The organism is Nitrobacter sp. JJSN, assembly GCF_051912485.1.
Lineage (GTDB): Bacteria > Pseudomonadota > Alphaproteobacteria > Rhizobiales > Xanthobacteraceae > Nitrobacter.
This window is the reverse complement of sequence record NZ_CP196822.1, coordinates 1751440-1771237: the sequence shown is the minus strand read 5'-3', so window position 1 is coordinate 1771237 and position 19798 is coordinate 1751440. Positions and strand designations below refer to the sequence as shown.

The 19798-nt window shown below is 61.3% G+C and carries 23 protein-coding genes; 16 read left to right on the top strand and 7 right to left on the bottom strand.

Annotated features, from left to right (window positions below; genetic code table 11):
• Positions 1–20: 20 nt before the first annotated feature.
• From argS to gyrA, 6 genes are all read left to right on the top strand, one after another.
• Entirely contained in the window at positions 21–1814 is a 1794-nt protein-coding gene (gene argS, locus ACSZOQ_RS08780) for an arginine--tRNA ligase (protein ID WP_439925631.1), read from the top strand.
• 104 nt (positions 1815–1918) lie between these two features.
• A complete protein-coding gene (locus tag ACSZOQ_RS08775; RefSeq protein ID WP_439925630.1) occupies positions 1919–3325 on the top strand; it encodes an SPOR domain-containing protein in 1407 nt (468 codons plus the stop codon).
• A 47-nt stretch (positions 3326–3372) separates the two neighbouring features.
• Positions 3373–4398 carry a beta-N-acetylhexosaminidase gene (nagZ, locus tag ACSZOQ_RS08770; RefSeq protein ID WP_439925629.1) on the top strand — a complete coding sequence of 342 codons (1026 nt, stop codon included), beginning with the start codon at positions 3373–3375 and terminating at the stop codon, positions 4396–4398.
• Entirely contained in the window at positions 4395–5234 is an 840-nt protein-coding gene (locus ACSZOQ_RS08765; RefSeq protein ID WP_439925628.1) for a segregation and condensation protein A, read from the top strand. Before nagZ ends, ACSZOQ_RS08765 begins: the two co-directional genes overlap by 4 nt.
• Before the next feature lie 22 nt (positions 5235–5256).
• Positions 5257–6042 carry an SMC-Scp complex subunit ScpB gene (gene scpB / locus ACSZOQ_RS08760; RefSeq protein ID WP_439925627.1) on the top strand — a complete coding sequence of 262 codons (786 nt, stop codon included), beginning with the start codon at positions 5257–5259 and terminating at the stop codon, positions 6040–6042.
• Between the two features lie 185 nt (positions 6043–6227).
• Entirely contained in the window at positions 6228–8978 is a 2751-nt protein-coding gene (gyrA, locus tag ACSZOQ_RS08755) for a DNA gyrase subunit A (protein ID WP_439925626.1), read from the top strand.
• 94 nt (positions 8979–9072) lie between these two features.
• Here gyrA and ACSZOQ_RS08750 read toward each other — a convergent pair whose 3' ends face one another.
• Entirely contained in the window at positions 9073–9327 is a 255-nt protein-coding gene (locus ACSZOQ_RS08750) for a hypothetical protein (protein WP_439925625.1), read from the bottom strand.
• A gap of 345 nt (positions 9328–9672) precedes the next feature.
• Between ACSZOQ_RS08750 and coaD the strand changes: the two genes are divergently transcribed.
• From coaD to tgt, 6 genes are all read left to right on the top strand, one after another.
• On the top strand, positions 9673–10170 hold the full coding sequence (gene coaD, locus ACSZOQ_RS08745; protein ID WP_439925624.1) for a pantetheine-phosphate adenylyltransferase: 498 nt from the start codon (positions 9673–9675) through the stop codon (positions 10168–10170).
• A 33-nt stretch (positions 10171–10203) separates the two neighbouring features.
• Positions 10204–10764, top strand: a complete 561-nt coding sequence (locus ACSZOQ_RS08740; RefSeq protein WP_439925623.1) for a peptidylprolyl isomerase — start codon at positions 10204–10206, stop codon at positions 10762–10764.
• 9 nt (positions 10765–10773) lie between these two features.
• Positions 10774–11202, top strand: coding sequence for a hypothetical protein (locus ACSZOQ_RS08735; RefSeq protein ID WP_439925622.1), 429 nt, complete (start codon positions 10774–10776; stop codon positions 11200–11202).
• Positions 11178–11642: a peptidylprolyl isomerase gene (locus tag ACSZOQ_RS08730; RefSeq protein WP_439925621.1), complete on the top strand. Its 465-nt coding sequence runs from the start codon at positions 11178–11180 to the stop codon at positions 11640–11642. The genes ACSZOQ_RS08735 and ACSZOQ_RS08730 overlap by 25 nt, the downstream gene beginning before the upstream one ends.
• Positions 11643–11753: 111 nt before the next feature.
• Positions 11754–12836: a tRNA preQ1(34) S-adenosylmethionine ribosyltransferase-isomerase QueA gene (gene queA / locus ACSZOQ_RS08725; protein ID WP_439925620.1), complete on the top strand. Its 1083-nt coding sequence runs from the start codon at positions 11754–11756 to the stop codon at positions 12834–12836.
• Positions 12833–13966: a tRNA guanosine(34) transglycosylase Tgt gene (tgt, locus tag ACSZOQ_RS08720; RefSeq protein WP_439925619.1), complete on the top strand. Its 1134-nt coding sequence runs from the start codon at positions 12833–12835 to the stop codon at positions 13964–13966. Before queA ends, tgt begins: the two co-directional genes overlap by 4 nt.
• On the opposite strand, the gene ACSZOQ_RS08715 is transcribed toward tgt, so the two are convergent.
• The gene (locus tag ACSZOQ_RS08715; protein ID WP_439925618.1) at positions 13963–14205 is read right to left on the bottom strand and encodes a hypothetical protein; all 243 of its coding nucleotides are present in this window, start codon (positions 14203–14205) and stop codon (positions 13963–13965) included. The genes tgt and ACSZOQ_RS08715 overlap by 4 nt on opposite strands.
• Positions 14206–14584: 379 nt before the next feature.
• Here ACSZOQ_RS08715 and cysK point away from each other — a divergent pair, with 379 nt between their 5' ends.
• From cysK to ACSZOQ_RS08700, 3 genes are all read left to right on the top strand, one after another.
• Positions 14585–15562 (top strand): cysteine synthase A, encoded by a 978-nt coding sequence (gene cysK / locus ACSZOQ_RS08710; protein ID WP_439925617.1) that lies wholly within the window; start codon positions 14585–14587, stop codon positions 15560–15562.
• Between the two features lie 31 nt (positions 15563–15593).
• Complete coding sequence (locus ACSZOQ_RS08705; protein WP_439925616.1) at positions 15594–15836, top strand: BrnA antitoxin family protein; 243 nt, start codon at positions 15594–15596, stop codon at positions 15834–15836.
• A 62-nt stretch (positions 15837–15898) separates the two neighbouring features.
• A complete protein-coding gene (locus ACSZOQ_RS08700) occupies positions 15899–16096 on the top strand; it encodes a hypothetical protein (protein WP_439925615.1) in 198 nt (65 codons plus the stop codon).
• Between the two features lie 4 nt (positions 16097–16100).
• Here ACSZOQ_RS08700 and ACSZOQ_RS08695 read toward each other — a convergent pair whose 3' ends face one another.
• From ACSZOQ_RS08695 to ACSZOQ_RS08685, 3 genes are all read right to left on the bottom strand, one after another.
• Complete coding sequence (locus tag ACSZOQ_RS08695) at positions 16101–16598, bottom strand: hypothetical protein (RefSeq protein ID WP_439925614.1); 498 nt, start codon at positions 16596–16598, stop codon at positions 16101–16103.
• Positions 16599–16615: 17 nt separating this feature from the next.
• Positions 16616–16963, bottom strand: a complete 348-nt coding sequence (locus ACSZOQ_RS08690) for a hypothetical protein (protein ID WP_439925613.1) — start codon at positions 16961–16963, stop codon at positions 16616–16618.
• Between the two features lie 275 nt (positions 16964–17238).
• Positions 17239–17478, bottom strand: coding sequence for a hypothetical protein (locus tag ACSZOQ_RS08685; protein ID WP_439925612.1), 240 nt, complete (start codon positions 17476–17478; stop codon positions 17239–17241).
• A gap of 554 nt (positions 17479–18032) precedes the next feature.
• Here ACSZOQ_RS08685 and ACSZOQ_RS08680 point away from each other — a divergent pair.
• The gene (locus ACSZOQ_RS08680) at positions 18033–18296 is read left to right on the top strand and encodes a hypothetical protein (protein WP_439925611.1); all 264 of its coding nucleotides are present in this window, start codon (positions 18033–18035) and stop codon (positions 18294–18296) included.
• 381 nt (positions 18297–18677) lie between these two features.
• On the opposite strand, the gene ACSZOQ_RS08675 is transcribed toward ACSZOQ_RS08680, so the two are convergent.
• A complete protein-coding gene (locus ACSZOQ_RS08675; protein WP_439925610.1) occupies positions 18678–18965 on the bottom strand; it encodes a hypothetical protein in 288 nt (95 codons plus the stop codon).
• Between the two features lie 446 nt (positions 18966–19411).
• On the bottom strand, positions 19412–19597 hold the full coding sequence (locus ACSZOQ_RS08670; protein ID WP_439925609.1) for a hypothetical protein: 186 nt from the start codon (positions 19595–19597) through the stop codon (positions 19412–19414).
• Positions 19598–19798 lie beyond the last annotated feature (201 nt).

The window sequence follows — 19798 nt, the reverse complement described above, 5'->3', positions numbered from 1 at the left end:
AACGCAAGTCTCAGGCAAACATGACCAATTCCGCTCCGCCACAGCATTTGTTCGCAGACGTCCTTGCACGCGTGCACGCGGTTTGCTCCGCGCTCGCGGAAGACGGCGCGCTGCCGGAAGGATTGGACCTGTCGCGGATCGTCGTCGAACCGCCGCGCGACGCCTCTCACGGCGATATGGCGACCAACGTCGCGATGGTGCTGGCGAAGGATGCCAAGACCAAGCCGCGCGATCTTGCTGAGAAAGTGGCCGCGAAACTGCAGGCTGACGGCCTGATCGATAAGGCCGAGATCGCCGGCCCCGGCTTTATCAACCTGACCCTGAAGCCGCAGGTCTGGTCGGATGCGTTGCGAACCGTGCTGCGGGAAGGCGAGGGTTATGGCCGTAGCGCGTCGGGCGCGGGCGAAAAGGTCAATGTCGAATACGTTTCCGCCAATCCGACCGGACCCATGCATGTCGGCCATTGCCGCGGCGCGGTGTTCGGCGATGCGCTGGCGAGCCTCTTGTCGTTCGCCGGTTATGACGTGACGCGCGAATATTACATCAACGACGCGGGCGCGCAGGTCGACGTGCTCGCGCGCTCGGCTTATTTACGCTATCGCGAGGCGTTAGGTCAGGACATTGGCGAGATTCCGGAAGGGCTTTATCCCGGCGACTATCTAAAGCCGGTCGGGCAGGCGCTCGCTGCCGAGCACGGCGACAAGCTATTGAAGGCGCCGGAAGCAGAGTGGCTGCTGGTCGCGCGCGCCAAAGCCATCGCCATGATGATGGAGATGATCAAGGGCGACCTCGCCGCGCTCAACATCCAGCACGAGGTGTTCTTTTCGGAGCGCTCGCTGATCGAGGGCGGCAATGACCGTGTCGCCGCGACCATCGATTTCCTGCGCGCAAAGGGCGATGTTTACGAAGGTCGGCTGCCGCCGCCGAAGGGTGCGCCGGTTGAAGATTACGAGGATCGCGAACAGACCCTGTTCCGGGCTACCGCCTATGGCGACGATATCGATCGTCCGCTGAAGAAGTCGGACGGCGGCTACACCTATTTCGCGTCCGACATCGCCTATCACAAGACCAAGTTCGACCGCGGCTTCCTCAACATGGTCGACGTCTGGGGCGCCGATCACGGCGGCTACATCAAGCGGGTGCAGGCCGCGATCAAGGCCGTCACGTCAGGCAAGGCCGCCCTCGACGTCAAGATCGTGCAGCTCGTGAAGCTGTTGCGCAACGGCGAGCCGGTGAAGATGTCGAAACGCTCCGGCGATTTTGTCACGTTGCGCGAGGTGGTCGATGAAGTCGGCTCCGACGCCGTGCGCTTCATGATGCTATTCCGCAAGAACGATGCGGTGCTGGATTTCGACCTCGCCAAGGTGATCGAGCAGTCGAAGGACAACCCGGTGTTCTACGTGCAATACGGCCACGCCCGCGGATTCTCGATCTTCCGCAATGCGCGTGAGGCTTTCCCGGACCTGCCGGAAGACGCCTCAAAACGTGCCGCCTTTCTCGCTGCCGCCGCCGTCGAACGGCTGACCGATCCAGCTGAACTCGGATTGCTGCGGCGGCTCGCGCTCTACCCGCGAACCGTCGAAGCGGCCGCGGTCGCACACGAGCCGCACCGGATCGCTTTCTACCTATATGATCTTGCGAGCGAATTTCACGCGCTCTGGACGAAAGGGCGCGATTTGCCTCATTTACGCTTCATTATCAATAATGATGCACAAATAACGTGGGCGCGACTGGCACTGGTTCAGGGCGTCGTCTCTGTTCTCGCATCAGGACTCGCCATTCTCGGGGTTCATGCGCCGGCCGAGATGCGATAATGGGGTATAGCCGACACAAGGGGGGTCTGGTGACGGCTTGATTGGCTGCTGTTTCGTTTAGAACGAGCGAGTTGGCGCCTTTCCGGAAGGGACGCGACATCACGATGGCTCATCGATATCAGGACAGACCTTTCCCGGAGGATGATTACGGGCGCGACGAGTACGGCGCGACCGCACAGGCGGAGCCGGACCCGCTAGCGGAGCTTGCTCGGCTAATCGGCCAGACTGATCCGTTCGCGGACGTCAAACGAAGCGCGCCGACGGTTCCGGCTGATGATCCCGTCGATCATTTTGAACCGCTGCCTCCGATCGAAGACGACGTTCCCCCTGAGCCGCCGTCGTGGATTCAAAGGCGGATGGTTCAACCGGATCCGCCGCAGGAAGTCGAAGCCGCGCCACACCCGGTTTTGCGGCGCGCGGCCGTCTATCCCGACAACGAGCCGCACGATCAGTATCCCGAGCCGGAGTCCTATCGTCAGGCCGATCCTGACCGCTATGACGACGTGCTGTTCGGCCGGCTGCCGGACGGGCAGGGTGCTGCGTATGCCTATGAAGACCAGTTCCCCCGCGAGACGTATTCGGAAGCACCTTTCGGCTATCAGGACGGCTACGGGGTAGAGGAGAACGAACCCGCTCCCAAGCGTCGCGGCGGGATGGCGACGGTGGTCGCTGTTTTAGCGCTCGCGGTCATCGGCACCGGGGCGGCTTACGCTTACCGTAACTATGCCGGTACGGCCCGGAGCGGCACGCCGCCGGTCATCAAGGCCGATGCCGGGCCCAACAAGATCCTTCCGCAAAGGACTGGCTCGGGCGATGCCGTTGGCAAATTGATCCAGGACCGGATGTCCACGGAGAACGGCACCGAGCAGATGGTGTCGCGTGAGGAGCAGCCCGTCGACGTCAAGGAAGCCACGACCTCAGGTCCGCGCGTGGTATTTCCGCCGTTGAATCAAAATACCAATCCGCCGACGGCGGCAAGCGTAACACCGAATATCCGACCTCCCGCGACCGTGGCGAATGCCGGCGACGAACCGCGCAGGGTCAGGACTCTGACGGTCCGTGGTGATCAGGCTGATCTCGCGGCTGCGACCGCCGCCCGGCCCGAGGCTCAGGCAGCGCCCCACGCCACCCGGCATGCGCCTCCCGTCACCGCTGCGCCTGGTGCAAATGCGCCGCTACCGCTGTCTCCGCAGGCTTCCGCCGAACCGCGGACACGGACGGCTTCGACCAATCCGGCCCAGGCGCCAGCCGCAGTCAACACCGGTGGCTATGTGGTCCAGGTCTCGTCGCAACGGAACGAAGCGGACGCACAGGCCTCGTTCCGGGCGCTGCAGGGCAAATTCCCGTCGGTGCTGGGATCGCGTGCACCGTTGATTAAACGCGCCGACCTCGGCGCTAAGGGTGTCTACTATCGCGCGATGGTGGGGCCGTTCGGCTCGTCAGAGGAGGCCTCGCACTTCTGCGGTAACCTCAAATCGGCCGGCGGACAGTGCGTCATCCAAAGGAATTAACGGCGATTTCCTTGACCCTTGCTGCGGACGCGAGCTAATCGGCCGCCATGAGTGCGCGCGCATTTATTACGGGTGTGTCGGGCTTGAGCCTGACTGCGGAGGAGCGCGAGTTTTTGCGCGCGGAACGGCCATGGGGCTTCATTCTATTCAAGAGGAATGTCGATAATCCCCTGCAAGTCGCTCGTTTGATTCAAGACTTTCGAGAGATGGTCGGGGATGGCGATGCGCCGGTCCTGATCGATCAGGAAGGCGGCCGCGTGCAGCGGCTGGGCCCGCCACACTGGCCGGTCTATCCGCCGGGCGCGGTGTTCGGTGCGCTCTATGACCGCGACCGCGCTGCGGGGTTGAAAGCGGCGCGGATGAGCGCGCAACTGATCGCGGCCGACCTGGCCGATCTTGGTATTACCGTCGATTGTCTGCCGCTGGCGGACGTTCCGGTACCCGGCGCCGACGCTGTCATCGGTGACCGGGCCTATGGCACCGATCCTGGCAAGGTCGCGGCAATCGCGCGCGCCGTCACCGAGGGACTAGAGCAGGGCGGCGTTTTGCCTGTTCTCAAGCACATTCCGGGTCATGGGCGGGCGACCGCCGACACCCATCATGGGCTCCCGGTTGTGGATTCATCGAGGAATGATCTGGAAGCGACTGATTTCGCTGCATTTCGGATGCTCGCCGATCTGCCGATGGCGATGACCGCACATGTTGTGTTCAGCGCAATTGATGCCACCCAACCGGCTACGACTTCTGCGACAATCATCCAACAGGTGATTCGCGGCGTGATCGGGTTCCAGGGTTTGTTGATGAGTGATGACGTGTCCATGAACGCATTGGCGGGATCTATTGCCGAGCGAACCCGGGCGATCGTTTCAGCCGGTTGCGACATGGTCCTGCACTGCAACGGCAAACTGGAGGAGATGCGGCAGGTTGCTGACGAAGCTCCGGAGCTGTCGGGGCAAGCGCTGGACCGTGCGCAACAGGCTTTGTCATCGCGCAAGCCGCCGCAGCCGTTCGACCGGGAGGCGGCGCGGGCAGAACTCGACGCGTTGACGGGAGCGGGAGCAGCAAACGTATGACCGCTGAAATTCTGTCATTTGAAACGGGCCGACCGGCCGAGCGCGTCGATGTCGATAACGAGGCCGCGCTCGTGGTCGACGTCGAGGGCTATGAGGGACCGCTTGACCTGTTGCTGGCGCTGGCGCGACAGCAGAAGGTCGACCTGTCGAAAATCTCCATTCTTGCGCTCGCCAACCAGTATCTCGTTTTCATCGAGGCGGCCCGCAAGATTCGTCTCGAACTGGCCGCCGACTATCTGGTGATGGCGGCATGGCTCGCGTTTCTGAAATCGCGATTGCTGCTGCCGGAGCCGGCGACTGCCGACGGACCGAGCGCCGGCGAGATGGCCACGGCACTCGCAAATCGCCTGCGCCGCCTCGAGGCTATCCGCGAAGCTTCGAACCGCCTGATGAACCGCCAGCAACTGCGACGCGACATCTTTCCGCGCGGAAACCCGGAATCGATCGCGGAGATTCGTCATCCGACGTTCACGGCGACGCTGTTCGATCTGCTCACCGCCTATGCCGCGCAGCGTCAGCAGCGTGTATTGGCGACCGTTCACATGGCCAAGCGCACTGTTTGGTCGTTGAGCGAAGCACGAGCCTCCCTTGAGCGTCTGGTCGGCCTATCCGACGAGGACTGGGGATGCCTCGACGAATATCTGATGACCTATGTCGTCGATCCCTCGCAGCGGGCCACCGTGTTCGCGTCGAGTTTTGCGGCCGCGCTCGAACTGGTGCGCGAGGGCGTCATGGATCTGAACCAGAAAGAGGCGTTCGCGCCGCTCTATTTTCGCAAGCGCGTGCCGCAGTCGGCATCCGCTCCGGTGACGGTGCCGGACGCTCCGGCACCGTAAGTTGGAAGAAGGAGACCGAGCGATGGCAAGCCTGGCGGAACTGCGCGTGGCGCAGGTCGAGGAACCGGAGTCGGAATTGCCGATGGCGCGCCCCGAAGAATTGCGATTGCTGGAGGCGCTGCTGTTCGCCTCGTCCGAGCCGCTGGATCAGGCGGCGTTGGCTAAGCGGATGCCCGACGGCGTCGACATCAAGGTAGCGCTCGCACAATTGCAGGCGGACTACGCCTCGCGCGGGGTCAATCTGGTACGCGTTGCCAACAAGTGGACGTTCCGCACCGCGGGCGATCTGGCTTGGTTGATGACGCGGGAAAGCACGGAGACGCGGCGCCTGTCGCGCGCTGCCATCGAGATGCTGGCTATCATCGCCTATCATCAGCCCGTGACTCGCGCGGAGATCGAGGAAATCCGCGGCGTCGTCACCTCCAAGGGGACGCTCGACGTGCTGCTGGAGACCGGCTGGATCAAGCCGCGCGGCCGCCGCAAGACACCGGGGCGTCCGCTCACCTTCGGAACCACGGAGGCGTTCCTGTCGCAGTTCAGCCTCGAAAATCTTGGCGATTTGCCGGGCCTGGAGGAATTGAAGGGAACGGGGCTGCTGGATTCCCGTCTGCCTGGTGGGTTCAGTGTTCCCACACCGTCCGACGATCCCGCTTTGCGTGACGATGAGGACCCGCTTGATACTGGCGATCTCGAACTGGCGCTGGTTCCGACTCTGGAGCCGGAAAGCGACGATTCTGCCAGCGACGATGTCGGCGCGAACGGTCCCTCAAGTGGCGGTCCGAATTCCGATGAAGAGGAACTTCCTTAAGGCTGCCGGCGTCGGAACCGATCGTCGGCACGATTGCCGGCAAAGGCGATCAGGCCTGCCAAAGATTTTCTCCTAAGTATTTGGATAAACAAGAGGAAAAACGTTACCCGGGGCGGTGCCGGGGGTGGTTTGCAAGGCCTCGATAGGCTATATGATTCCGAGCAGAAACCGACCGGAATCCTCCTTTGTCAGATACCGAAGACACGAAGCCCGGAGAGCCGCCGGCCCCCTCGGGTGTTCGTCCCGTTTCCATTCTCGACGAGATGAAACGCAGCTACCTCGATTACGCCATGAGCGTGATCGTGGCGCGTGCGCTGCCGGATGCGCGCGACGGCCTCAAGCCGGTTCACCGGCGCATTCTCTACGCGATGTACGAGAACGGGTTCGAGTGGAACAAGCCGTATCGCAAGTCGGCGCGCACCGTCGGCGACGTCATCGGTAAGTACCATCCCCACGGCGATCAGTCGGTTTACGATGCGCTGGTGCGCATGGCGCAGGATTTCTCCATGCGCGTGCCGCTGATCGACGGCCAGGGCAACTTCGGCTCGGTGGACGGCGATATGGCCGCCGCGATGCGTTACACCGAGTCGCGCCTGACCAAGGTGGCGCAGTCGCTGCTCGACGATATCGACAAGGATACGGTCGATTTTCAAGCGAACTACGACAACAGCGAGCGAGAGCCGTCGGTCCTTCCGGCCAAGTTTCCGAACCTGCTGGTCAATGGTGCCGGCGGTATTGCCGTCGGTATGGCAACAAACATTCCGCCGCATAATCTAGGCGAAGTCATCGACGCCTGTGTGGCGCTGATTGACAATCCCGCGCTCGGCATTGACGACCTCATCAACATCATTCCCGGTCCGGATTTTCCGACCGGCGGCATCATCCTGGGACGGCAGGGTATCCGCTCGGCCTATCACCTTGGCCGCGGCTCGATCGTGATGCGCGGCAAGGTGTCCATCGACACCATCCGCAAGGACCGCGAAGCCATCGTGGTCTCGGAGATCCCGTATCAGGTCAACAAGGCCAGCATGGTCGAACGCATCGCCGAACTGGTGCGCGAGAAGAAGATCGAAGGCATCGCGGATTTGCGCGACGAGTCCGACCGCGACGGTTTCCGCGTCGTCGTCGAGTTGAAGCGCGATGCGGTTCCGGAAGTCGTGCTCAACCAGCTCTACAGGTTCACGCCGCTACAAACCAACTTCGGCGCCAACATGGTGGCGCTGGATGCGGGCCGTCCGCAGGTTATGAACCTGAAGGACCTGCTGACGCTGTTCATCGCGTTCCGCGAACAGGTCGTCACCCGCCGCACCAAATTCCTGCTCAACAAGGCGCGCGACCGCGCCCACATCCTGGTCGGTCTCGCCATCGCTGTCGCGAACATCGACGAGATCATCCGCGTCATCAGGACCTCACCCGACCCGAACACCGCCCGCGAAACCCTGATGTCGCGTGACTGGCCGGCCAAGGACGTCGCCGCGATGATCACGCTGATTGACGATCCGCGCCACCGGCTTGCTCCGGATGGAACGGCGCGGCTGTCGATGGAACAGGCCAAAGCCATTCTCGATTTGCGCCTGCAGCGCCTGACCGCGCTTGGTCGCGAGGAAATCTCTGAAGAGCTCGACAAGCTCGCCGTCGAGATCGCCGATTATCTGGATATCCTGCGTTCGCGCGCGCGCGTGCAGGCGATCATCAAGACCGAGCTTGGTGCGGTGAAGGCCGAATTCGCCACCCCGCGCAAGACCGTCATTGTCGAGCAGGAAGGCGAGGTCGAGGACGAGGACCTGATCCAGCGCGAGGACATGGTCGTGACCGTCTCGCACGCCGGCTACGTCAAGCGGGTGCCGTTGTCGACCTATCGCGCGCAAAAGCGCGGCGGCAAGGGCCGCTCCGGCATGCAGACCCGCGAGGAGGATTTCGTCAGCCGGTTGTTCGTGGCGTCGACTCACACGCCGGTGCTGTTCTTCTCATCACGGGGTCAGGTTTACAAGGAAAAGGTCTGGCGCCTGCCGATGGCGGCTCCAAATGCGCGCGGCAAGGCGATGATCAACATCCTGCCGCTCGAACAGGGCGAGCGCATCACCACCATCATGCCGTTGCCGGAGGACGAATCGTCCTGGGCCAATTTCGATGTGATGTTCGCGACCACCAGCGGCACGGTCCGGCGCAACAAGCTTTCCGATTTCGTCGACGTTCGACGCTCTGGCATCATCGCGATGAAGCTCGGCGAGGGCGAGGCGATCGTCGACGTGCAGATCTGCACCGAGCGCGACGACGTGCTGCTGACCGCCGGCGGCGGTCAGTGCATTCGTTTCCCGGTAACTGACGTGCGCGTGTTTTCCGGCCGGACATCGATGGGCGTACGCGGCATCGCGGTGGCCGAGGGCGACAGGGTTATCTCGCTGTCGATCCTGCATCATTTTGATGCGACGCCGGCCGAACGCGCGGCTTACCTCAAACAGTCCGGCGCGATCCGCCGCGCCGCAACCGGCGAGGATATCGAGCCAGAAGAGGCGACGCCGGAGGCCGATGAGGCCGCACATACCGACCTCTCGCTGCCCGAGGGCCGCTATGTGGCGATGGGCGCCGCCGAGCAGTTCGTGCTCACTGTCACGGCGCAGGGGTATGGCAAGCGGTCGTCGTCGTTCGAATTCAGGGTTTCGGGACGCGGCGGCAAGGGCATCCGCGCAAGCGACCCGACCAAGCTCGGCGAGATCGGGCATCTCGTGGCCGGCTTCCCGGTGGAGATGTCGGACCAGATCATGCTGGTCAGCGACGGCGGGCAGTTGATCCGGGTGCCAGTGGAAGGCATCCGCATCACCAGCCGCGCTTCCAAGGGCGTTCGCGTCTTCACCACGGCGGAGGACGAGCACGTGGTGTCGGTCGAGCACATCCGCGAGGAAGATAACGGCAACGGCAACGGTAACGGCGGCTAACGCTGCGCCTGTGCCGAAAAGTAAAAGCCGCCCGTGGGCATACGGGCGGCTTTGTCTTGGAGATTAGAAGAATTGGAGTTCTGAAAAATCCGGATCAGCGATGGTCTGCCGTCACCAAACGGGCTTCACGAACAATCGTCTTGGAACCAGCGGCACGGAGGCAGGATGCTTCGATATTCGGCCACGTCTGCTGCGAGCAGGTTGTCCCGACGGGGCGGGTGTCGAGACGGTCGGCCTTGGCCAGCGCGACCGGCGTGCTCGCCGAAACCTGCGGGGCAAAACCTGGGAGAATGGTGAGGGCGGCTGCAATGAACGCTGCAACCGCGACGGCGGAAAGAGCCTTGATCATGACGGTCCCCTGTTTTGGGCCTGGCCGTTTGCGGCTTGTCGGCCCGTTTGGTTGGGCGGATTGATAGCCAGCCCCTGTTTCGCGATGTCTTCGCCGTCTCCCGAAAGTGGTTTCATCGACCGAAGAATTGTTTCATCTCGGCCCGTCAAAACGAAACAGAAGGCTGAGAACGAAACAGAAGGCCGGAAACTGTAATGATTTCAGTGATCTTGCTGCCACGACAATAAGACGCGCAGACCCCTGAATTGGTTCGGTCGGCTTCCTGAAATAAATATCGGTTCCGGCGGCGCTGATCGCGGAACCCGCTTCGCTTGCGGCCTCGGGACAGGCGCGCTAGAGGGATTTATGTCCCGCATCGCTCTCTATCCAGGATCTTTTGACCCCGTCACCAACGGCCACGTTGATGTCGTCAGGCACGCCGTCGTCCTGTGCGACCGGCTGATCGTTGCCATCGGCGTTCATCCGGGCAAGACGCCGCTGTTCTCGGCCGATGAGCGTCTTGCGATGGTGCGGGCGGCTTTCGCGCCGGTCGCAGCTAAAGCCGGCTGCGCCTTCGACTGCACGACCTACGACAATCTCACGGTTGCCGCCGCGCAAAAGGCCGGCGCCACGATCCTGATCCGCGGCCTGCGTGACGGCACCGATCTCGACTATGAAATGCAGATCGCTGGCATGAACGAGACCATGGCGCCGGGCGTGCATACGGTATTCGTCCCGGCCTCGCCCGCCGTCCGCCCGATCACCGCCACACTGGTGCGTCAGATCGCAGCCATGGGTGGCGATGTGTCAGCCTTCGTTCCGCAGTCGGTCGCATCGAGTCTCAAGACCAAATTCGTTGGCTGAATGAACCAGCCCTTCCTCTGATCCGGAGTTGTCATGATTAGAATCCTTGGCCTCGTCGCCGCGCTGATGTTCGCAATCCCTGCTTTCGCACAGCCGCTGCCGGCCAACCTCGACAAGCAGAACGCTATCGTGATCGAGACCACGAAGGGCCCCATCGTCATCAAGCTGCGAACCGACATCGCGCCCAAACATGCCGAGCGCATCAAGCAGCTCGCTCGTGACGGTTTCTACAACAACGTTCCGTTCCATCGAGTCATGGACGGCTTCATGGCGCAGACGGGTGACGGCAAGAATTTCAACGGTACCGGCGGGTCGAAATATCCGGACCTCAAGGCGGAGTTCTCCAACGTGCCGTTCAAGCGCGGCGTCGTCGGCATGGCGCGCGCGGGAAGTCCGGATTCGGCTAACTCGCAGTTTTTCATCTGCTTTGCCGATGCATCCTTCCTCAACGGCAAATACACCGTGGTCGGCGATGTCGTCTCCGGCATGGATGTGGTGGATAATCTGAAGAAGGCGCCTGCCGGCTCGGCTAGCGGCAGCGTGACCGATCCGGACAAGATGCTGAAGGTTCAGGTTGCCTCCGACATCAAGTGAACGCGGATTATGCGGTGGCCGGCCGTAATGGTTGCGATCTGCATCGGCGGCCTCGGATCGGGATACGCGACGGCGCAGGATGGCGACGTGGCGAACCTGGCCGCCATGTCCGCGCGGTTGAAGGGATGCTGGCAGCCGCCAGCCTTGCCGCGCGGAAATTCCGGCATGGAGATCACCGTGCAGTTCACCTTCAAGCGCGACGGCAATCTTCTGGGTCGTCCCCGGATCACCTACGAGACGCGTGAGACGACGGACGAGGAGCGCATCATCTACCGGACGGCCGTGATGCAAGCATTGCAGCGCTGTGTTCCGATGCCATTTACTTCGGGCATGGGCAATGCGATTGCGGGCCGTCCCCTGACCATCCGATTTGACGATCGACGAACCCATCCCAAACCGAGAGAGAAGAGAGCATGGCTGACAACGAAAACACTTTGATCCTCGAAACGACCCAGGGACCCGTGACCATCGAGATGCGTCCCGATCTCGCTCCTGGTCATGTTGCGCGGATCAAGGAACTGGTGCGTGAGGGCTTCTACGACGGCATCGTATTTCATCGTGTCATCGACGGCTTCATGGCGCAGACCGGATGTCCTCAAGGCACCGGGATGGGCGGCTCAGGCCAGAAACTGAAGGCCGAGTTCAACAGGGAGCCACACGTGCGCGGCACGGCATCGATGGCGCGGGCGCAAAGTCCGGATTCAGGCGACAGCCAGTTCTTCATCTGCTTCGATGATGCTTCGTTCCTGGACAACCAGTACACCGTCTGGGGTAAGGTGACCCAAGGCATGGAGAACGTCGACAAGATTAAGCGCGGCGAGCCAGTGCAAAATCCCGACAAGATCGTCAAGGCCAGAATAGCGGCGGACGCGACCTGACCTTTATTCCGACTCTCCAGACCGAGATGCAATGGCCGGATCTATTCCGGCCATTGACGTTTCAGGTCGGCAGGTTCAGTGACGGGTTACATCCGTCAGCTTGATAATTCCATGCGCACTGATCTCTTCGATTTCGAATTGCCATCCGAGCGCATCGCATTGCGTCCGGCGATCCCACGCGATTCCGCGCGGATGCTCGTGGTGCAGCCGGACACGAGCTTGCACGATCAACGGGTCCGCGATCTTCCTAATTGGCTTCGGCCCGGCGACCAGCTCGTCGTGAACGATACCCGTGTGATTGCCGCGCAGTTGCACGGCCGCCGTATTGGTCGCGAAGCCGAGCCGAGGATCGACGCGACGCTCATCAAGCGCCTAGACGGCTCGCGGTGGAACGCGCTGGTCAGACCGGCCAAAAAGCTTATGGCGGGAGACATCGTTCGCTTTGGCAACGAGGGACGAGTATGCTTTCTCGGGCATCTCGATGCGGAGGTCGAAAGCAAGGGCGAGGAGGGCGAAGTCACTTTCGCTTTCTCGTTTCATGGACCGACGCTGGATCAGGCCATTGCCGATCTGGGTTCGCCGCCGCTGCCGCCGTACATCGCATCAAAGCGCGAGCCGGACGATCGCGATGTTGCTGACTATCAAACCATGTTCGCGGCCCGCGAGGGCGCGGTCGCTGCGCCGACCGCGGGGCTGCACTTCACGCCGGCGATGCACGCGGCTCTGCGCGAACGAGGTGTGGGCGTCAACCGTGTTACCCTGCATGTCGGCGCCGGCACGTTTCTTCCGGTCAAGGTTGAAGACACAAACGGACACCGCATGCATTCGGAGTGGGGCACGATCTCCGCCGAAACCGCTGATACGCTGAACGCCGCGCGGGCGAGCGGTGGCCGGATCGTCGCGGTCGGAACGACATCGCTGCGGCTGCTGGAGAGTGCAACGGCGGATGACGGCCGGATCGCGCCGTTCACCGGCGAGACCGCGATCTTCATCACGCCGGGCTATCGCTTCCGCGCCGTCGATATCCTGATGACAAATTTTCATCTGCCGCGCTCAACGCTGTTCATGCTGGTGTCGGCCTTCAGCGGACTTGAAACCATGCAACAGGCCTATGCCCACGCCATCGCGGAAGGCTATCGGTTCTATTCCTATGGCGACGCCTGCTTGCTATTTCCGGGCAAGTCCGCCGCATGAGCGTCGCCAACCATTTCGAGCTTCTCGGTCGCGACGGCGAGGCTCGTACCGGAGTTCTCAACACATTGCACGGCGCGGTGCGAACGCCAGCGTTCATGCCGGTCGGGACGCAGGGCGCCATGAAGGGCCTGCAATGGAGTGAGGTGCGCGACGCCGGGACCGACATCGTGCTCGGCAACACCTACCATCTGATGCTGCGGCCGGGCGCCGAGCGGATTGACGAACTCGGCGGCTTGCAAAAATTCACCACCTGGAACGGGCCCATGCTGACGGATTCCGGCGGGTTCCAGGTGATGTCGCTGGCGCAGTTGAGGAAGGTGAAAGAGCAGGGCGTGACCTTTCGATCCCATATCGACGGCACGGCGATTGAGCTGACACCCGAGCGCGCGATCCAAGTTCAGCGGCTGCTCGGCTCCGACATCGCGATGCAGCTCGACGAATGCGTGCGTCTGCCGGCGGAGCGCAGCGACATCGAGCGAGCCATGCAGCTCTCGCTGCGCTGGGCCGAACGGAGCAAGCGTGCTTTCGACGGGGCGCCCGCCGCTCATATGCTGTTCGGAATCGTTCAGGGGGGCGACAGCCCCGAACTGCGTCGCACGAGCGCGCGGGAGCTGACCGAGATCGGTTTCCACGGCTACGCCATCGGCGGTCTCGCGGTCGGCGAACCGCAAGCCGTCATGCTTGCGATGATCGAGGAAACGGTCCCTTCAATGCCGGCGGACCGGCCGCGATATCTGATGGGTGTGGGCACGCCGGACGATCTGCTGGAAGCCGTCGCACGCGGCATCGATATGTTTGACTGCGTGATGCCGACGCGAAACGGCCGCCACGGCATGGCGTTCACTCGCTTCGGCCAGATCAACTTGCGCAACGCGCGTCACGCCGACGATCCGCGCCCGCTCGACGAGGAGAGTTCATGGCCGGCATCGCGAAACTATTCGCGGGCCTATCTGCACCATCTGGTGCGATCGGGCGAAACGCTGGGCGCGATGCTGCTCTCAGGGATCAACATCGCATACTATCAGGCCCTGATGCAGGCGATGCGCACGGCGATCACCGAGGGAGCCTTTCAGCAGTTTCGTGAGCGGACGCGTGAAGACTGGGCGCGCGGCGATATCGTCGCGCGTTAATGGCCGGCGACGCTGGAAGTATCAGTTGCAGGCATGCGCGGGACAACGACGTGCTTGGTCACGAAACCATAACCGCAGGTGTCGCAACTCCACAGGTGGCCGATGACATTTTCCGACATATATGCGGACGCTTCCGTCGCGATCATCGTATCAGCACAAACCGGGCATGTCGGACGATCGGTTCCGCGCCGCGCGGAATGCGGCAGGGCGGTCGACGGGATTTCAGCAATCGCTGGCATCGTGACCTCCTCTTGGATCAGCCTGAGTGCTTCATACTCGCAATGTTTGATGATGTCGTAACACAAATGCGTTGCTTTTACGATTCTAGCGGTCCGATTCTAAAATTCGCACCCTGTTTCAGTGAGCCTTCTTGCGAATGTCAAAATCGAAGGACCACTAGCAAATATAAGTTGCTAGTGGAGTTTTTGAATTTGAGATTCGCATCTGGGACGCACGGCCAGGTGGTCACGAATGTCAAATTCACTCCATTGGTTTTGCGGGCATCCGATTTTGCGGTGCAGCGGATCTGCTGCTGCAAGCACGGCGCTTGCCGTCGGGTGCTGGCTGACCTTATGAAAAGGGTGCTCAATATTTCAACCTGTACTCAAGGACGCTGACATGGATACGAAGTCGAATACCGATGCATTGCACCGTGCCGGCCGTGGCCGCGTGTTTGACAGCATCGTCGATACCGTCGGCGACACCCCGATCGTCCGGCTGAGGAGGTTGCCGCAGCAGCACGGCGTGAGCGCGACAATTCTAGCCAAGCTGGAATATTTCAACCCGGCCGCGAGTGTGAAGGATCGCATCGGTGCCGCAATGATCATCGCGATGGAGAAGGCCGGCAAGATCCACGCCGACACCGTCCTGATCGAACCGACGTCGGGCAACACGGGCATTGCGCTGGCCTTCGTTGCTGCTTCGCGCGGTTACCGGCTGAAGCTGGTTATGCCGGAATCGGTTTCGACGGAGCGCTGCAAGATGCTGGCCTATCTGGGAGCGGAAATCGTGCTGACGCCGGCGGCAGAAGGCATGAGAGGATCCATCGCCATGGCCGAGGAGCTGGTGCGCACCACGCCGCACGCCGTGATGCCGCAACAGTTCAAAAACCTTGCCAACCCGGAGATTCACCGGCGCACCACGGCGGAGGAGATCTGGAATGATACCGGCGGAGACATTGATTATGTCGTGGCGGGAGTCGGCACCGGCGGGACCATCACCGGGATCGGTCAGGCCCTGAAGCCGCGCAAGCCGGCGCTGCGCATTGTCGCGGTGGAGCCGGAAGAGAGCGCTGTCCTGTCGGGCGGCCGGCATTCTCCGCACAAGATTCAGGGGATCGGCGCGGGTTTCGTTCCGGATATCCTGGATCGGTCCGTCATCGACGAAATCGTGAAGGTCGACAGCGCCACGGCGCTCGAAACCGCCCGCGCGCTGGCGCGTGCCGAAGGCATACCGGGCGGCATTTCGTCCGGCGCGGCGGTTGCGGCGGCGCTTGCCATCGGCCGGCGACCTGAAAGTGCCGGCAAAACTATTCTTGCCGTCGTCCCGTCGTTTTCGGAGCGCTACCTCTCGACCGCGCTGTTCGAGGGAATTTGATCGAACTGCCTGTGAGCGGAGGAAAGAGGCGATGGCAGAACCACCAAGACGGCCAAGGACTCTGAACGATGCCCGTACCGAGGCGGAGGCGGCGTTCAAGCAGGTGACAAAGAAGGTCGCCGAAGCTCCGCCGAAGACAACGGCGCTGCCCGGCGTCAAGCAGCTTGTGTCACTGCGGATCGACCAGGACGTTCTGGAATATTTTCAGGAAGGCGGTCCGGGCTGGCAGGACCGCATCAACGCTGCTTTGCGCAAAGCAGCGGGCGTCCGCTAACCTTGACGGGAAAAGGAGGTGGCGCCGATGTGTGACGCCTCAAAGGGAAAAGCCATTCCAAAATGACCCAACAAATGCATTCAGCGGATTTTATGACCGGGTTCGCGACCGGATGGCCTGAGGACAAGCCGGATCTGATCATCCTGTCCCTGACGACGGCCAATGGCCGCAAGGACTATGCGATCACAAAAGAACAAGCTGAGCTGATTGCGAAGACGCTGAAGGCGACCGCCAAAAATACCAAGCCGGCTAAGGCTTAAAAAATCAGGAGCGCGACAGCGAGATATTGGCGCCGCGGAACTGTCCGTCCGAGCTGATGACGACGTCCTGCCGGTTGCCATTCGTGGTCAATTTGAGTTTCGCCATAAATGCGGGGGCGCTGACGTCGACGTTAAACTGGCCGTTGCCGGCACGTCCTTCGAGAGTCCCGCCGACATTGCGACTGGTCTCGCGCCAGGTGCCGGACAGAACCCCGCCCTGAGCAAGCACACTGCTCTTCAGTTCGAATTTGTAGCTGTCGCTGGCACAGAGCAGCGTCTGATTGAGCCCCTGAGCGTCGCCACTCACTGAGTAGGTGGCTTTGCATCGGATTTTTTCGGTCGAGCCATTCTCGAGCTGAATGGTGCCGCGCCCGGTCCAGACGCCGGCCAACCCGTCAAACGGACCGGCGCCCGCGCAAGTCGCGGACACCGACAGCAGCATCGCAGCGCCGATGGCGCATGCGGTGGATAATCCTCGTGACATGGTCGCCCCGAATCCCATTGCCATCCATCCCGATTTTACTGACGTGAAGCTTCCCAGTGGCCGCTGCAAGGGATTCCTCCGGAAGCGCCATTCCACTTGCCGGATCCGGCATTGCCACTGAGCTGGCCGTTGGCGTAAGCGCCGCGGATCGACACCTTCACGTGGCCCTGGTTGCCGACGCTGCCGGTGACGTCGGCGTCAGCAGCCGAAACCTTGCCGTGAGTCACCGTCAATGGGTATTGCGCCACTGGGTCACAGCTACCCGTCTTGGTGACGATTTTGACGTTCCAAAGCCCATCATAATTCCCGGCGAGCGCCGGAGCCGCAAAGCCCGCACTCAGAACAGATGACAAAAGAACAGCTTGAATGCGAGCAACGCGCATGGACCAAATCCTCAATTTTGTGATTGCCGCGTTATTCCGGCAGATTGTGTTCAAAATTAGCGGCAATGCAAAATCGCAAATAAGGCCCGCCGTAGGGTTAATCTGACGCCATTTTGGCTTCTAACGCGGATTCTGGCAAATCAACAATGAAGTCAGTCTGTTACGATATCGCTGACCGATCGGGACGGAGGTTCTGAGTTATGGAATCCGGCAGTCGATCCGTTCACGCACCATCCCCATTTCGCGGTCCAGCGAGCAGGTCGACTGAGCGAGGCCTATGGGGCCGGTTCGCCGTCGTCGTCGGTATGACTGTTCGGCCCCCGACTGAAAACGCCATAGTCGCTGGACTTACTTCCGTCACCAGGCGTGATCCCGGCCGAGGCCAAACCGAGCTTGAGAAGCTCCCTGACCGCAGCCGCGCGGGTCGGCATCCGGTTAGCAAAACGGAAGTTGTCGATGGTCGCAAGCTCCCCAGGAGAGAGCATGATTTGCAATCGTTCTTCGCGTCCGTTCATCTCTAAACCGCCATCTACTCAAATTGAGTAAGTGCATAACGTCGCACCATGGCGTCAAGTTCCGTCATCAGCCTAAAAAACCGAATATGAGTAATATAAGCAAGTATTTTCAATAACTTAGGTATTGTCGATCGAGCCGAACGGGGGTACGGTTGTAGGCTGTGGAGGTCGGCTCAATGGATAAAATCAAGCTTCCGAAAATAAAAACGCCGAAGCCGCAAGTCCCGAACCGACCAGCCGAGGAATCGGCAGCCGAGAAATGGGTGAACAGCCCCGGCCTTCGACCTCCGAAGTAGCCAGATTCTCGATGCGACGGCGGGAGCTGCTGCACGACCTAGCGCGGCCTCTCCGGTTTTCCTTTTCGGGCGGCAGTGAAGGAGAGGCCAACGTGACGCACGCGACCAATCAGTCGAGCGGTTGGATCGGTGTCCTGCGGAGTCAAAATCCGGAAACAAGCGTTCGGTAAAGCGGCCCGCATCCGTGAGCCGAGCCGATGGCCTAACACCGGAACGATAGCAGGCGCAGACGATTGTCGCTCCAACAAGGAGCACATCATGGTGGATCGTAAGGCGGAAGCTGAGAGCGCACTCGAAAGCGCGGCAGGTCAGGTCAAGGACGCCGCACGAGGCATGGCTGACAATGTGGCAAACGCCAGTTCAGCGGCTTACGATCAGGGCTCCGAGCTTGTCGCCAAAGCGCCGGGAAGTGCCCTTCTCATGGCGGGGGTTATCGGCTTCGCATTGGGCGTGATGTTGACCAAAGGCTCTCAGCCGCCCCGGAACAGTCTTCAACGATACTACGATCGCTACACCCGTTAGCTCGCGCCCGACTGATCATGTCACGCAACGCCGCATAGGGCAGTGCTCGCGCGTCGATCAGGGACGATAGGCTGACGGAGCAGGGCGTGGAAAGCGTCAATTCATCCGGCGGAGCGCGATTGATCTCCCGCCTTGCGTCGGCCTACCAACGGGCGGATCAGGACCAAGGATCAGGTCTGGGCCATTTTGGGCAGATCGCAGCGTTCCTCAGATCTAGGCTCGCAGACGAGCCGACGACGCATAGCAGCATCGCCAAATGGCGATGACTCGCATGGGTTCTCCTCAGATATAGTTCAGAGGCTGGTTAGTAGTGTCTCCGGCAAATGGGGCTGCCGGTCTTACGTACCCGTTGACTGGCAGCCCCGATCTGGCCTGCCGCATTCAGAACCGCTGACCCGAACCAGCGACCGCACCAGGCGGGTTTATCCCACACGACGCGTCCAGATTAAACGGCTGGATCGTACCAACGAGGTCGCCGCAGATCGCTTTCGACGGACATACAGCGAGGCCACGAACAACCTCGCCGCTCGGCTTCATTTCGTGTGGCTCGTTTCGCAAAATCGTGTTTTCGGTGTCCAGGGACTTATAGTCGTTCTGGGCATAGACCGTTGCCAAAACTCGAGCCAAGTCGGGATAGTCAGAGTTCTTGAATGTGGCGCCGTTGAGCACCAGCCATCCGCCGAGATTCCAATCTTTCCCCGTTTCACCGAAGCCCTTTTTTGAGTAGCCGAATATCGGGCTGGTGATGTCTGCTTGAAAATCGGCTTAAGTTTTTGTTTTTATTGGTGAGCGCGGAGGGACTCGAACCCTCGACCCCATGATTAAAAGAAAGATGTTTTTGGCTTTTCGTCAGGTATTTCAACGGAGGCGGGTACAAACTCAACCCGCCTAACGTCCCGGAACGTGCCCGAAAAGAGGGGGTTTGTACCCTTCGCGGGAAGGGGCGCGGTCGGTGCCGGGTTACGGGTTGGGGCCTTGGTCACGTCAAAACCATCCGCAGCACGGTCCTAAGCGCCCGGTGAAATATCTGGACGGGGAGAATGTCTGGTCAGGCTGCTGCGGCAGTCCGCCGGCCTGGGTAAAGGCCAAGGGCGATACGCTGGAGAGCTATCGGGTCACTTAGCGTAGCCTTGTGAGCGGAGCCAAGCGACCTTGCGGTTCCCGTGGATCCACTCGTCGGCATCTGCCTTGCTGGTCAGACCCGTAATTTCGCGTTGTTCGCTGTCCGGATAGTCGGCCAGTATTTTCCAGTCCTCGGCTGCAACCCGGACGACTCTGAAGGTCACTTTTGTTTTTGCCATGCCGCACTATGCATACGATGGTTAGAAAGTGTAAGTGCCCCCGTGTGGTCTGTGCCGCTGTAAGGCGCGCGGCGCTCCTTAGGCCACTGACTGCTACACGCCGAGAGACAAACTTTCGCAGCTTGCGCTACGCACCGGGGCGTCTCTTTGGCGTAGCAGATCCCGGAAATGACTGCCTGAGAATCCTGCGCCGCGTCGGAA